General features: G+C 67.0%; 8 protein-coding genes. 4 read left to right on the top strand and 4 right to left on the bottom strand.

Annotation, left to right across the window (positions count from 1 at the left end; all coding sequences use genetic code 11):
* The first annotated feature begins 1 nt into the window (after position 1).
* Positions 2-1354, top strand: a complete 1353-nt coding sequence (locus VGI12_19705) for a hypothetical protein (GenBank protein ID HEY2434907.1) — start codon at positions 2-4, stop codon at positions 1352-1354.
* A 195-nt stretch (positions 1355-1549) separates the two neighbouring features.
* On the opposite strand, the gene VGI12_19700 is transcribed toward VGI12_19705, so the two are convergent.
* The 3 genes from VGI12_19700 to VGI12_19690 form a co-directional block, all read right to left on the bottom strand.
* The gene (locus VGI12_19700) at positions 1550-2746 is read right to left on the bottom strand and encodes a hypothetical protein (GenBank protein ID HEY2434906.1); all 1197 of its coding nucleotides are present in this window, start codon (positions 2744-2746) and stop codon (positions 1550-1552) included.
* A 12-nt stretch (positions 2747-2758) separates the two neighbouring features.
* Entirely contained in the window at positions 2759-3112 is a 354-nt protein-coding gene (locus VGI12_19695; protein ID HEY2434905.1) for a hypothetical protein, read from the bottom strand.
* Between the two features lie 76 nt (positions 3113-3188).
* On the bottom strand, positions 3189-5762 hold the full coding sequence (locus tag VGI12_19690) for a protein kinase (GenBank protein ID HEY2434904.1): 2574 nt from the start codon (positions 5760-5762) through the stop codon (positions 3189-3191).
* Positions 5763-5926: 164 nt separating this feature from the next.
* Between VGI12_19690 and VGI12_19685 the strand changes: the two genes are divergently transcribed.
* Positions 5927-8485: an ABC transporter permease gene (locus tag VGI12_19685; GenBank protein ID HEY2434903.1), complete on the top strand. Its 2559-nt coding sequence runs from the start codon at positions 5927-5929 to the stop codon at positions 8483-8485.
* Positions 8486-8687: 202 nt separating this feature from the next.
* Here VGI12_19685 and VGI12_19680 read toward each other — a convergent pair whose 3' ends face one another.
* Entirely contained in the window at positions 8688-8939 is a 252-nt protein-coding gene (locus VGI12_19680; GenBank protein ID HEY2434902.1) for a hypothetical protein, read from the bottom strand.
* A 236-nt stretch (positions 8940-9175) separates the two neighbouring features.
* Between VGI12_19680 and VGI12_19675 the strand changes: the two genes are divergently transcribed.
* Together VGI12_19675 and VGI12_19670 are read left to right on the top strand one after the other, a co-directional pair.
* The gene (locus VGI12_19675; GenBank protein HEY2434901.1) at positions 9176-12568 is read left to right on the top strand and encodes a carboxypeptidase-like regulatory domain-containing protein; all 3393 of its coding nucleotides are present in this window, start codon (positions 9176-9178) and stop codon (positions 12566-12568) included.
* 146 nt (positions 12569-12714) lie between these two features.
* On the top strand, positions 12715-14847 hold the full coding sequence (locus tag VGI12_19670; protein ID HEY2434900.1) for a prolyl oligopeptidase family serine peptidase: 2133 nt from the start codon (positions 12715-12717) through the stop codon (positions 14845-14847).
* The last annotated feature ends 14 nt before the right edge of the window (positions 14848-14861 follow it).

Below are 14861 nucleotides of genomic sequence, written 5' to 3'. Positions count from 1 at the left end.
CATGATGATCGTTCGCGGGCGGCGGATGGCCGCCGTTGTCGTGTGTCTTGTCGCCTGCCTCGCCGCCCGTTCGGCGGCGGCCGCCGATCAGTGGATCGAGGTCAAGAGTCCGCACTTCACCGTCACGTCCGACGCCGGCAAAGGACCGACGTCGACACTCGCCTGGCAGCTCGAGCAGATGCGCAGCGAAATCGCCGTCCTGTGGCCGTGGGCGAAGCTCGATCTCAACCGCCCGCTGGTCGTGTTCGCGCTGAAGGACGAACAGGCGCTGAAGGCGCTCGCGCCCGCGTACTGGGAGAAGAAGAACGGCGGCACCGGCATCGCCACGGTCTGGGTCAGCGGCTACGACCGCACGTTTCTCGCGCTGCGCACCGACATCGAGCAGGGTGCCAAGCGCCACGTCAACCCGTACGCCTCCTCGTACTTCGCCTACTTCTCGTTGATCCTGGAGCAGAGCGTGCCCCGACGCCTGCCGCCGTGGCTGCTGCGCGGCCTCGCCGGCGTCATGAGCAACACCGTCATCGACGACAAGAGCGTGATGTTCGGTCCGCCAGCCCCCTGGTATCTCCAGGAACTGCACGAAGGCCGTCGCATTCCGCTCGCCGATCTCGTCGCCGCGCCAAACGGCTCGCCGCTCCTGAAGGGCGACAACCTGATGCTCTTCGACGCCGAGGCGTGGGCCGTCGTCCATTACCTGATGTTCGCCGATGGCGGAGCGCATGCCGGCGGTCTCGAGAAGTACCTGACCGGTGTCCTCAAGGGCATGTCGCCCGATGCGGCGGCGTTCGCGGAAACGATCGGCCGGCCCTCCGACCTGCAGACGCCGCTACGCGCCTACGTCGACCGGAACCTGTTCTCCTACAAGGCGCTGCAGGCCGACGCCACGGTCAGGCGCGAATCCTTCGGCGTGACGCCGATTCCGGCCGCCGAGTGCGCCGCGCGGCGGGCGGTCTTTCACGTCGCCATGGGGCGGCCGGTCGAAGCGCGCGCGCTCGTGGACGAAGCGCGGAAGGCTGGGGGCGCGTCCGACGCCGAGGTCGCCGATGCGTTGCTCCTCGAGCGTGAGGACAAGATCGACGCCGCCCGCGACGCCTATGCGCGCGCCGTCGGCGCCGGCACGACCGACGCCTACGCACACTACCGCCTGGCGACACTGACCTGGCGGGGGACGCCGATCGCGACACGCTCACCAAGGTCCGCGATCTGGTCGCCAAAGCGGCGTCGCTCAATCCCCGCTACGCCGCCGCCTATGACTTCCTGGCTTCGGTCGACGGGCAGCTTGGCAATGGCGATCCGCCGGCGCTGGCGCTGCGCGCCGTCTCGCTCGAGCCGGGTGACGCGCATCATCGCCTGACGGCGGCACGGCTGCTCGGTAACGCGCATCGCTACGACGAGGCGCTGAAGCAGGTGGACGCGGCCGTCGAGCTTGCCGACAGCGCGGCGGTCGCCCGCGACGCGGCCGACATCCGGAACTGGATTCAGCGCCAGCGCCAGTGATCGCGGGCCGGCGCCACGGATAAACCAGGCATCGAGGCGCCGAGCCGGACCGTTACATGCCCGGGCGCAGGTCGGTCAGTCCAGTAAAAACCGCACCGTCGAGACGGACGAAGATCTGGGTCTTGCCCTGGATAATCAGATGAAAGGGCAGGAACGGCGTAAGCGATTCGATGCAGGGACGCCATACCAGCGGCTCGTACAGTGTCGCGGCCTCGGGCCGCACGAGGATCCGGCCTCGCTGCTCCGGCATGTCGACGTGCGTACCAACCACAAGTTTCATCGCCTCGTCCTTGGTCAGGACGACAGGCCCGTGAAGGGTGTCGCCCGCAGCGTATGCCGCGCTGGTCTCGAGATACGTGCCCGTCGTGGCGTCGACCGCAACCGTGACCGGGCTCGTGCCGTCGCGCTTCAGGAACGGCACGAGATAGTAGAACGCATTCGGATGATCGAGGCGATGCACCAGAAGCGGTGTGCCGGGAGTCGTCGATGCCAGGCAGGATCTCCATGGATCGCGTGACGCCAGGTCGTACTGGCTCACCCCCTGGATCGCCGCTACCTGGGCGTCCGCGGCCACGATGATGTGCAATCCGGCCGGCACGCTCATCACCGGCATGGCGACGGCATCCGGGGCGGCCGGATCCTGATCGCAGATCACGAGAAACTTACCCATCCACATGCCGGACGTGTCGCCCGTCAAGTACATCGACAGCCAGTTCGCGTACGCGATGTGTCGGGTGGCGTCACCGCGGGTGCCGCCGCTGCCGCAGCCGTCGCCCGCATGATGAGCGGTGGAGACACCGCCTGGCTTCGGCGGCCACGGATCCTGGATCTCGACGGCGTTGATGCCGTAGGTGGCGTCCTGGGAGCTGACCGGTTGGGCGGTCACGTCGTATCCGTGGACCAGCACCCAGTGACCTGACCCCTCGACCAGGGCGATGCCCGGGCGCCCGTGCTGGTGAATCGTCCACACCAGTTTGCGCGTGGCCACGTCAGGGTGATTCAGGGCGAACAGGGAGAACGGCTCGCCACCGGGCAGTCGGTGGTTGATCACGTAGGTGAGGCCGTCGGGGCTGCTCAACCAGGCCGGCCCCGGATCGGCTGTCGGGTACGCCTGCGTCTGGTTGTAGAGCGTCGATTGATGGGGAAAATCGACGCCCGCGTCCCCGATGACCATCTGCCCGACAGCCGCGCCACAGGTGAAGTCGTTGTCCTGCTGGTGGTAGACGCCGTTCAAGACAGTGACCGGCATGGTGTCGGCCCGCTACTGGCAGAAGCGGCCGCCGCCCGCGGGACACGCGGGATCGTTCAACACCGCCTGCGTGGCATCTTTCGCATTCTGCAGGGTGATGGTGACGCCGTCGGACTTCTGCGCGGCGACCTGGCCGAGATGATTCGCGACTGTCAGGACGTTCGTGCGCGCGACCTTCCACGGCAGCGCCTTTCTGGCCACGCGGACGAACGGCGCGTAGCGCTTCTGCCAGAACTCGGCCGCCGCAGGGTGGACGTTTATCGCCCCGGCGGCGGCGATCCCCTGGCCCACTGCCAGCGCGCATTCATGGAGGATGACGTCCGTCGTGGGGTTCTTCACGCGGCGCGTGGTCGACTTTTTAGCCATGCAAGCCTCCCGACGGCCTGGCGCTGGCCGTCTGGACGAAGATCGGGTTTCCCTGGGACGGATTGGGGCTGGCAGGCTACACCGGTCGGCAGGACATCCGCAAGTCCTGAAGTACCGCCGTGAGAGCGCGGGCGTTTGCCGGGCGGCGCCCGCGATCGGCTGACAGGGCACCCTGCAGGAAAACGGCGAGCGCGGCAGGGCAATCGGAACGCAGCGCCCGCACGTCCGGTACCGGTCCGCGTGCGATCGCCTCGTAAATCTGGGGGACTGTCTGGCCCCGGTACGGCGTCTGCCCGGTCAGCATCTCGAAGAGGACGACGGCGACGCCCCACAGATCGAAGATGTCGGACGGCCGCTCCCCGCGGATCGCTTCGGGAGCCATGTAGAGCGGCGTGCCGATCAGATGGTGTGTTCCGCTGCCGCCCGACAGCCCGGTCGGCGACATGGCGATGGCCTGGCTCGCAGACTGCGTGGTCGCCACGGGATCGAAGACCGCGAGCGGTACGTCCTGAGCGATCCGCGCCAGGCCGAAATCGAGCAGCTTCGGGCTGCGCTCGTCGGTGAAGCCGATGTTGCTCGGCTTGATGTCGCAGTGCAGGATGCCGACCCCGTGGATGTATTCCACCGCCGCCGCAATCGAGACGGCCACCGTCAGCGCTTCGTCGATCCCGAGCCACCCTGTCCGCAGGCGGCCGGCGAGCGTGCCGCCGCGCAGGAACTCACACACCAGCATCGGGGTACCGCGCCAGGTTTCGGCGCCGAAGATTGGCGCCAGGTTCGGATGCGAGACCGCGGCCATCGCGCGCGCTTCGCGACGCAAACGGGTCGCGTATTCCGGCGACAACTGCGGCAGCGTCTTGATGGCCACCGTCCGGCCGAGGGCCAGATCGACGGCTTGATAGACCACGCCCATTCCGCCGGCGCCGATCCGGCGCTCGAAGCGGAACTTGCCGAGCAGCACGAGGGGCACCGGCGCGGGTCTCAGCGTCCCGCCACACGGGCAGGCCGGCGCCGTCGATGGGTACACGGTCTGACATTCGCCGCATTCCGCGGCATCGTCGACCGGGGCTGCTCCCGGCATCGGCAGGGGAATGCGCGCCGGCGAGGCGCGCAATCGGCGGTTTTCGACGGTGAGCGAGAGCGAGGCGGCGAGGCTCTCGAGCATCAGGCGATCGTCGCGTGAGAAGCGCAGGTCGCTCAGCTTGTCGCCGAGCGCCAGCAGCCCGATCAGCGACTGGTCGCTGGCAATCAGCGGAATGAGCAGCCGGAGCCCGCCATCGGCGAGCCACTGCCGATCCGCCTCGGGCAGACGCTGGAGCGGCGACGTCGGAGTATCGAGGTCGATGTCGAGCGGCGCATCGCTGGCGGCCAGCAGGCTTCCGAGGTCCGAGTGGACGGGCAAGCCGCGCACCCGTCCGTCCGGACAATACAACTCGGTCCCCTCTTCGTTGGCGACGACCAGCGCGACGTTATGCAGGTGGAGCGCGCGATCGATGTCGGACGCGACGAGCGACGCGAGCCCTCGCAGATCGCCCTGCTTCCGGGTCTCATCTATCAAGCGGCCGAGGATCTGCTGCGCGTCGTAGTGTTCGCGGAAGAACCGGCGATCGAGCGCGTCGATGGCGCGCTCGCGCAGGCGCAGCGCGACCACCGCCGCAGCCGCGATGGCGACGAGTGACAGCGGCCCAGGACCGGCGAACAGCGCGCCGATCGTTTCGCCGCGATGGTGGTAGAGATCAACGGCGAGCAGGACGAACGGCACGACGACCGCGACGAGGATCGTATAGCGCCCGAATGTGTAGCGAACCGCGGCGCGCACCGCGAACCGCAGCTCGAGGACATGATCGACGAGCACCGAATACGCGATAATGATCGGTGACACCGAGATCAGCGTGTAGACGATGAGGCGCGCCGTCCAGTCCCAGGGTGCGCGCATCATGACCGCACGGAAAGGCGGCACCAGCGCCTCCGCGATCACGTCGATGGCAATCGGCAGGAGCGCAATCAGCAGGCCCAAGACGAACGTCATGATGCGGCGCCGCGCCGAGGCGTGTGTGATTCTGGCGCGCCAGACGAGGAAGACCCAGCCAGGCAGGCTGGACGCGAACAGTATTCCCCAGTAGAAGCTGTCCGGCCGCTGGCGATCGGCGAGCGCGCGCCACGTCCAGGCCGGTACCTCAGGAGGGATCAGGAGAAGCGACAGGTTGATCGCGAAGAGCGCCGCTCCGACCAACGTCGTCAACCACGCCGCAACACGTACGATCGTCTGCGGACGCGGCGCGGTCAGGGGCTCCGGAAACAGGCCCACGAATAGCCAGATGAGCGCCGGCTGGAACGCGTCGATCTGGACCGCGGCGAGAACGTGGGCCACCGTGCTGTCTGCGGACTCGCGCAGCAGCAGCGCGTCGGTGAAGGACGTCGCGGCGAGCGCGCACACCGCGCCGAGCAGTTGCCCACGCCGGTCGTCGCCGGTGCTGACGACCAGAGCGACCGCAACGAGGCCGAACTCGAGCGCGAAAGCCACGTCGTGCCACGGCAGCGCCACAACGGGGCCGCCGCTGGCAGCCTGAACCAGGGGAATCGCGAGCGCGGCAGAGATCTTTGCCAGCGCGAGGGCAACAAGCAGCGCGGGCCAGGAAGGCTTCGGCATCGAGGCTCGCGCCGGCTGAAGTATAGCCGAGGCAAGGCCTGAGCCGGCATTCCGGCCGCCGTTCGCCCGAACTCCCGGCCCAGGGCTTGATCGGCCCGCTGGCTATCGTGAATCTGCGGCCGATTGCCAACTCATCCCCGCCTTCCTTCCGTCTAAGGGTCATCGTGGACACTCTTTTCGACAGCATCCGCTATTCGCTGCGCCAGTTCCGGCTGGCGCCGGTCTTCACCATCACCGCGGTGCTCACGCTGGCGCTCGGAATCGGCGGCACCACAGCGATCTTCACGCTGATCCACGCCGTCATGCTGCAGTCGCTGCCGGTCGCCGACCCGGCCGCGCTCTATCGCATCGGCGAAGGCGACGACTGCTGCGTCTCCGGCGGCCCGCAGGATCGCTGGGGGTTCTTCTCCTATCCGCTCTTCGTGCAGCTGGCGGCGCAAACACCCGAGTTCGTCCAGGTGACGGCGTTCCAGGCCGGCGGCGCGCGGCTCAGCGTCCGTCGCGAGCGCGTCGCGGAGGCGGCGCGGCCGCTCCGTACCGAATACGTGACCGGCAACTATTTCTCGACGCTCGGCGTCGGCGCGCTCGGCGGACGTGTCTTCGGTGACGACGACGACAAGGCGTCGGCGGCGCCTGTCGCGGTCATGAGCCATCACACGTGGACCGTCACCTACGGCGGCGACCCTTCCATCGTCGGCTCGACGTTCGTGCTGCAGGGACATCCGTTCACGATCGTCGGCATCACGCCGCCCGGTTTCTATGGCGAGACCCTGCGCGGCGACCCGCCCGACCTGTGGCTGCCGCTGCAGCAGGAACCGCTGATCGCCGGCGCTGGATCGCTCCTGCGCCAGCCGGTGTCGGCGTGGCTGCGCGCGCTCGGACGCCTGCGTCCGGGCGCGAGCGTCGACGGCATGGGTCCGCGGCTGACGGCGGTGCTGCGCAACTGGCTGATGCACGACGCGGGCTACCCGGCCAACTGGATGCCGAACGTCGAGCGCACGCTCCCCAATCAGGTCCTCAACGTGATTCCCGCCGGCGGCGGCGTCACGGTGATGAAGGAGGAATACGGTGAGCGGCTGCGGATCCTGCTCGCGGTCTGCGCCCTGGTGCTGCTGATCGCCTGCGCCAACGTCGCCAACCTGCTGCTGGCGCGCGCGGTGTCACGGCGCACGCAAACGGCGGTGCGTCTCGCGATCGGCGCGTCGCGACGGCAAATCGTGATGCACGCGCTCGTCGAGGCGGTGCTGCTCGCCGCCGGCGGCGCCATCGCCGGGCTCGCGGTCGCGATCGGCGCGGCGCAGCTCCTCCTCTCGCTCGCCTTCAGCCAGACGCGCTTCCTGCCGATCAGCACGCGGCCGTCGTTCGTGGTGCTCGCCTTCGCGTTCGGGCTCGCGCTGGTCACCGGCGTCGTCTTCGGCGCGGCGCCGGCCTGGTTCGCGACCCGCACCAACCCGGTCGACGCGCTGCGCGGCGCCGGCCGCACCACTCGCGACCATTCGTCGATCGCACGACAGGCGCTGCTCGTGCTGCAGGCGACGCTCGCCGTCGTCCTGGTCGCCGGCGCGACGATGCTGGCCCGGAGCCTCGGACATCTCGAGTCGATGGACTTCGGCTATCGCGTCGACGGCCGCGTCGTGGTCGGCATCAACCCGCTGCCGGCCACTTACACGATGCCGCAACTGCAGGCGCTCTACCGCGCGGTCGAGCAACGACTGACGTCGCTGCCGGGAGTCGACGGCGCCGGCCTGGCCCTCTACAACCCGCTCACCGACAACTGGGGCGAAGGCGTGTTCGTGCAGGGGCAGCCGCTGCCACGCCCTGGCCAGAGTGCGGGCGCGTCGTGGGATCGCGTCAGCGCCAACTACCTGCGGCACTTCGGCGCGACGCTCGTCAAGGGCCGCTTCTTCAACGAGCATGACAACGAGACATCGGATCTCGTCGCCGTCGTCAACGAAGGGTTCGTCAGGAAGTTCTTCAAGGTCGGCGAGGACCCGCTCGGCCAGCACTTCGGGCTCGATTACCCGGAGAACGCCGGGACGTTCCGCATTGTCGGCGTCGTGCGCGACATGCGATTCGCCGGGTTCCAGCTCCGGCAGCCGCCGCGATCGATGTTCTACGTGCCGCTCGCACAGACGGTTCCCTATACCCAGGCCGTGATGCAGCGCATCGAGCTGCAGTCGCACTTCGTCGGCGGGCTGATGCTCGCGACGGCGGTGCCGCCCGGCACGCTCGAGCCGGTGTTGACGCGCGCGCTCGCCGAGCTGGACCCCAACCTCACGGTCACCAGCGTACGGACGATGCGGCAGCGCGTGGCGATGACGTTCGACGAAGATCGCGCGGTCGCGACGCTGGCGGGCCTTTTCGGAGGCGTCGCGCTGCTGCTGGCGGCGATTGGCCTCTACGGCGTCACCGCCTACAGCGTCGCGCAGCGGACCAACGAGATCGGGCTCCGGATGGCGCTCGGCGCTACCCGCGCGCGCATCGTCGATCTGATCCTGCGGAGCGCCTTCGTGCGCGTCGCGGCCGGACTCCTGCTCGGCCTGCCGCTGGCGGTCGTCGCCGGACGGCTGATCTCGGCCCAGCTGTACGGCGTGAGCTACTGGGATCCCGTGGCGCTGTCGGTGGCGGCGGTGTCGCTCGGCGCCTGCGCGCTCGCCGCCGCGATGGTACCGGCCAGCCGGGCCGCCGGCCTTTCGCCGATGCGCGCGCTCAGAACGGAATAGCGGAGCGCGCCGCGTCAGTCCGCGAGTGAGCGACGCTGTGGGGGAGTCCGAGGGGCGACGCCCCTCGGAGAACTACGTGCCGTAGGCCGCGCCTCAGTCCGCGAGTGAGCACCGCGAACGAGCCAGCGGAGCGGAGCGAGCCGGCGCAGCGGCGAGCGAGCGACGCTGTCGGGGAGTCCGAGGGGCGACGCCCCTCGGATAATTACGTGCCGTAGGCGCCGCCGGTGCGGCGCCGGAGCAGCCCCTCACTGGCGAGCGTGGCGAGGATCCGTTCGCAGGCGGCCTCGTCGAGGCCGAGCAGGCGACTGGCCTGCCGCACCGACAAGACGAGCCCGGGCATTTCACGGAATTCGGCAGCGATGCGGCGCCGAACCGCGGCGCGCCGGGCCAGATCGCGGCGCTCGAATGGCACCACGATCAACGGAATCACCATACCCGATGGACTGGGCTGCATCATGATCCTCCTTCGGACCGGAGGCGAACTTCCGCGATCATACGCCTGATGCAAGCGCAGAACACATCGTTGCTCCGATGTTGCACATGCGTCAGGAGGATGACAATCGGGGAAAGGCGCCGAGGCTGAGTTAAGAGATTCCCTAACTGATCCGCTGGAAAATCTTGACTCGGATGACGACGCGAGCGTAGCCTCCCGCGCGTGGCGCTGATGCCACACTTCCCGGGAGGGGACTCATGCAACAAGCCCGGCTGTTGCGCCGCGTCGTCCGGTGCGGTGTCCTGTTCGCGCTCTCCACGTTCCTGTTCGTCGTCTCCGCAGTCGCGCAGTTCGATCGCGGCCAGATCTCCGGCCGCGTGAAGGACGCGCAAGGCGCCATGGTGCCCGGCGCCACCGTGACCGCCGTCAACCAGCAAACGCGCCTGAACTGGACCGCCGTCACCGACGGCACCGGCTTCTACACGTTCCCGAACCTGCCGGCCGGCAGGTACAACGTCGAGACCGAGCTGCAGGGCTTCCGGAAGTCGCTTCGTCAGGACGTGCAGCTCGACGCGGCCGGTTCGCTCACGCTCGATTTCGCGCTCGAGACAGGCACGCTCAGCGAAGCGGTGACGGTCACGGCGGAATCGCCGCAGCTCCAGAGCGACGTCGCGCTGCGCAAGACGATCGAATCGAAGGACATCGAGCAGCTGTCTTTTTCGGGACGCAACCCGATCGGCGTCGTCGGCCTGAAGCCGGGGGTCGTCGGCGGCAGCTTCAACAACTACAACTTCTCCGATCTGGGCAATGGCGGCTTTAGCATCAACGGCAGCCGCACCGACGAGAACAACATCACCGTCGACGGCGCGACCGCGATCCGCACGCGATCCAACGGCGCCATCGTCGGCATCCAGAACGTCGACGCGATCCAGGAAGTGCAAGTGCTGACCGGCGACTACATGCCGGAGTACGGCCGCGTCAGCGGCGGCCAGATCCGCATGGTCACCAAGGGCGGCAGCAACCGCTTCAGCGGCAGCGGCGGCTACTACCTGCGGGACGCCAGCCTGCAGGCCAACACCTGGCTGCGCAATCACAGCACCAACCTCCCCGATCGCGAGGCCGCGCCGTTCGACTACAAGCAGTACGCCTATTCGCTCGGCGGGCCGCTGATCAAGAATCACCTCTTCTTCTTCGTCGCGCAGGAGTGGGTCAACTTCAATCAGGTCTCGACCAACCCGGCGACGGTGCCGACCGCGAAGATGCGGGCAGGCGACTTCAGCGAGCTGCTCGGCGCCAACAGCTTCTACAGCACACCGCAGATCATCCGCGATCCGGCGACCGGACTGCCCTTTCCGAACAACGTCATTCCGGCGAACCAGCTGAGCAAGAATGGCCTGGCGCTGCTCGGGGCGTTTCCGCTGCCGACGGCCGGTTTTCAGTCCGGCACCAACAACGCGCTGCTGACCAGCGCCAACCCCCAGGATCAGCGCAAGGACAACATCCGGGTCGACTACCGCATGAACGCCAACAACACGTTGACGTTCCGCTACGGCAAATACAACTGGAAGGCGGTCGACGCGTTCCGCGGCACCTTCCCCTACGCGCGCACCGACTGGGACCGGCCCAACCAGAACCAGACCCTGAGCTGGACGAGTACGCTCCGTAACAACCTGGTGAACGAGGCCAGCTACACGCACTCGCTCGATCAGGTATTCATCAACGTGTTCCAGAGCGATCTCTACAAGCGCAGCAGCTACGGGATCACCTATCCCTACATCTTTCCGGACTTCAAGGAAATCCCCGACAAGATCCCGACGATTACGATCGCCAACCTCAGCGAGATCGACGGCGGGCCCTATCCATCGTCCTCGCAGGGACCGATCCATACGTTCTCCGACGCGGTGACGTGGGTGAAGAACCGGCATACCGTCAAGGCGGGCGTCGTCGTCGAGTACTCGGGCGAGGACGACTTCGACCAGATCAACGTGCAGCCGATTCCGGGGAGCACCAACAACCAGAACGGCCGTTTCCAGTTCACCAACACGACCGCCACGGGACACTCCGGGGTGGCGATGGCCGACGCGGCGCTCGGCGTCTTCACCAACTACGCCGAAATCGGGCAGCGCGCGCTCACCCACTGGCGGGCGGCCGCGACCGACATGTTCGTGCAGGACTCGTGGCGGCCGGCGAGCAACCTCACGGTGGAAGGGGGCGTGCGCTACGTGATCTGGCCACCGTTCCAGGCGCAGGACAACAACATCGCAACCTTCAATCCGGCTTACTACAGCGTCGCCAACCAGGCGGTGCTCGATCCGGCGACCGGACGCATCATCAGCGGACCGCGCTACAACGGCATCGTTCTGCCAGGCGACGGCTTCCCGAGTTCGGCGAGCGATCTCGCCGTTTACAACGACCCGGCGGTGAAGGCGCTCTTCGTCGGCGCGCCGCTCGGCCTGACCGAGACGCACTACAACGTCTTCGAGCCGCGGATCGGCATGTCGTACGGCATGAACGAGAAGACGATCGTCAAGGTCAGCTCCGGCGTCTTTCACAACCGAGTGACGCTGAACGACTCACTGCTGCTCGGCGGCAACCCGCCGTTCCAACCGCAGGTCGGCGTCAGCAACGGCTCGGTCGACAACCCGGGCGGAATCGGCGGCGCCAGCACGCTACCCCTCGGGATGACGGCCATCGACCCGGTGTTCAAGCACCCCGCGTCGTACATGTACTCGGCAGGCGTGCAGCGCGAAATGCCGGGGGGCTTCGTCGTCGACGCGACCTACGTCGGGCGGCTGGGACGCAACCTGCAGCGCGAGCTGAACATCAACCAGCTGGCACCCGGCACACTGCAGGCCAATCCCGGCATCAACACCGACTACCTGCGGCCGTACAAGGGCTACGGTGTCATCCGCCTCTCGCAGAACTCGGGCCGCTCGACCTACAACGGCCTGCAGCTGAGCGCGGATCGCCGCTACAAGAACGGCTTCAAGTTCGGCGCCGCCTACACGCTGAGCCATTCGATGGACAACGCCAGCACCAAGCGCGACGTGCTGTTCAACAGCTACGACGACTCCGGTATGTGGGGGAACTCGAGCTTCGATCGCCGTCACGTGTTTAATTTCTATTACATCTATGACGTGCCGTTCTTCAACGACGACCGGTCGTCGCTGAAGGGACGCGCGCTCGGCGGCTGGCAGATCTCCGGCTCGACGTTCATGCGCACCGGCACGCCGCTCTGGGTCACCCGCGGCGACGACGTGGCCGGAGTCGGCGACACGTTCGCGCAGCCGTACGACCTCGTCGGCGATCCGAACGCCAACAGCAATGGCAGGCTGTCGGAGAACAACAGCGACCAGAACTACTGGTTCAACCCGGCGGCCTACGCGCGTCCGGCGGCGGGGACGTTCGGCAACGCGCCGCGCGACAACATGTACGGGCCCGGCCAGTACCAGTGGGACATCGCGCTCTTCAAGAACGTGACGTTGAGCGGCACACATCAGCTGCAGTTCCGGGCGGAGATGTTCAACTTCCTCAACCACGCGAACCTGAACAATCCATCGACCGACCCATTGAGCTCCACGTTCGGCCGGATCACGAGCAAGGACAATTCGCGGCGCGACACGCAGTTGAGCCTGCGCTATTCGTTCTAACGGCAGCCGGCGCCTCCAGCCCTTGGCTCTCAGCTCCCAGCTTCAATCGGGAGCTGGGGGCCGAGTGCTTCCCTTGCCGCGCGGCCGACGCCGTCACCGCGCTCGTCACTGGGATGCGGCGGCCCGACGGTGACATACTTCCGGGCATGACGCCCTTCCGCCGTTTCGCCACCATTGCGACGATCGCGCTTGCAACGACGGCCGCGATCGCCCAGACGCTCACCTATCCCGCGACGAAGAAGGTCGCGCAGATCGACGACTATCACGGCGTCAAGGTCGCCGATCCGTACCGCTGGCTCGAAGACGACAATGCCCCGGAGACGGCGCGCTGGGTCGAGGCCGAGAACCGGGTGACGATGCCCTATCTCGAGGCCATCCCGTACCGCCAGTCGATGCAGGCGCGCGTCAAGCAGCTGAACGACTACCCGAAATACACGTCGCCGTCGCGCAAGGGCGCTTACTACTTCTATTTCAAGAACGACGGCCTGCAGAACCAGAGCGTGCTCTACGTGCAAAAGGGTCTCGACGGCACACCCGGCGTGCTGATCGATCCCAACGCCTGGGGGGAGACGACGCGGCTCGGCGCGTTCGTGCCGTCGGCCGACGCGAAGTACGCCGTCTACGGCATGCAGGAGAACGGCGCCGACTGGTCGACCTACAAGGTGATGGAGCTCGCGACCAGGAAGACGCTGCCCGACACGCTGAAGTGGATTAAGGTGTCGGGGGTCGCCTGGCAGAAGAACGGCTTCTATTACAGCCGCTACCCGGAACCGGCGAAGGGCCAGGACCGCGCCGGTATCAACCAGGATCATCGCGTCTACTTCCACGAGGTCGGAACGCCGCAAACGGCCGACCGGCAGATCTATCAGGACGCCGGCAATCCGCAGCGCTTCAACACCCTCGAGACGACCGAGGACGAGCGCTTCGCACTGCTCTCGGTGTCGGACCGCGGCAAGGGCAAGGACGGCAACGCGCTCTTCGCCCGCGATCTGTCCCGCGGCGAACGCGAGTTCAACCCGGTCGTCAAGGACATCACCAACGACTCGTTCGGCGTCGTCGACAACCTGGCCGACAAGCTGCTGGTCGAGACCAATCACGGCGCGCCGAACGGCCGCGTCGTGCTCGTCGATCCGAAACATCCGGATGAAGCGAGCTGGAAGACGATCCTGCCCGAGCGTCCGGAGCCGCTCGAGAGTGTCTCGACGGCGGGCGGCAAGATCTTCGCCACCTACCTCAAGGATGTGACGACGCGCGCCTATGTCTACGGGCTCGACGGCACGCTCGAAAGCGAAATCGCGCTGCCGGGTCCCGGCAGCGCCAGCGGCTTCGGGGGCAATCGCGACGACACGTTCGTGTTCTACACGTTCAACTCGCTCAACGTACCGCCAACGATCTACCGCTACGACATCGCCACCGGGAAGAGCACGATCTTCCGCCAGCCGGAGATTCCCGGCTACAACCCGAACGACTACGAAGTCGAGTCGGCGTTCTATCCGAGCAAGGACGGCACCAGGATCCCGATCTTCCTCGTCCACCGCAAGGGCATCCGGCTCGACGGCACGAATCCAACGCTGCTCTACGGCTATGGCGGCTTCAACATCGTGCAGTCGCCGACCTTCAGCGCGGCGCGGCTGGCGCTGCTCGAGCAGGGATTCGTCTACGCCAACGCCAACATGCGCGGCGGCGGCGAATATGGCGAGGCGTGGCACCAGGCCGGTATCAAGCTGAAGAAGCAGAAGGTCTTCGACGACTTCATCGGCGCCGCCGAGTGGCTGATCGCGCAGAAGTACACGTCGAGCGATCGGCTGGCCGTCCAGGGCGGATCGAACGGCGGCCTATTGATCGGCGCCGTCATCAACCAGCGGCCGGAACTGTTCAGGGTGGCGATCCCCCAGGTTGGCGTCATGGACATGCTGCGCTTCCACAAGTTCACGATCGGCTGGAACTGGATCGCCGACTACGGGTCGAGCGACGACCCGGATGAATTCAAGGCGCTCTACGCCTACTCCCCGCTGCACAACATCAAGGCCGGCCAGAAGTATCCGGCGACGCTCATCACCACGTCGGACCACGATGACCGCGTCGTGCCGGCGCACTCGTTCAAGTACGCGGCGACGCTGCAGGAGAAGGCGAGCCACGACACACCAATCCTGATCCGGATCGATACGCACTCGGCGCATGGCGCGAGCAGCCTGACCAAGGCGCTCGAGACCAGCGCCGACATCTACTCGTTCATCATGTTCAACATGGGACTGTCGCCGAAGACCGACACGCGGTAAGCGCTCGCCCCGGC

This window comes from Vicinamibacterales bacterium, assembly GCA_036496585.1.
Taxonomy (GTDB): domain Bacteria; phylum Acidobacteriota; class Vicinamibacteria; order Vicinamibacterales; family 2-12-FULL-66-21; genus JAICSD01.
Note: the sequence above shows the minus strand (reverse complement) of the source record. Positions and strands in the feature narration are given on the sequence as shown.

What these genes read in the sequence shown, in the direction of transcription:
- VGI12_19670 (HEY2434900.1), top strand. Translation starts at nt 12,715, where the DNA reads ATGACGCCCTTCCGCCGTTTCGCCACCATTGCGACGATCGCGCTTGCA.
- VGI12_19690 (HEY2434904.1), bottom strand. Translation starts at nt 5,762, where the DNA reads ATGCCGAAGCCTTCCTGGCCCGCGCTGCTTGTTGCCCTCGCGCTGGCA.
- VGI12_19680 (HEY2434902.1), bottom strand. Translation starts at nt 8,939, where the DNA reads ATGCAGCCCAGTCCATCGGGTATGGTGATTCCGTTGATCGTGGTGCCA.
- VGI12_19700 (HEY2434906.1), bottom strand. Translation starts at nt 2,746, where the DNA reads ATGCCGGTCACTGTCTTGAACGGCGTCTACCACCAGCAGGACAACGAC.
- VGI12_19675 (HEY2434901.1), top strand. Translation starts at nt 9,176, where the DNA reads ATGCAACAAGCCCGGCTGTTGCGCCGCGTCGTCCGGTGCGGTGTCCTG.
- VGI12_19705 (HEY2434907.1), top strand. Translation starts at nt 2, where the DNA reads ATGATGATCGTTCGCGGGCGGCGGATGGCCGCCGTTGTCGTGTGTCTT.
- VGI12_19695 (HEY2434905.1), bottom strand. Translation starts at nt 3,112, where the DNA reads ATGGCTAAAAAGTCGACCACGCGCCGCGTGAAGAACCCCACGACGGAC.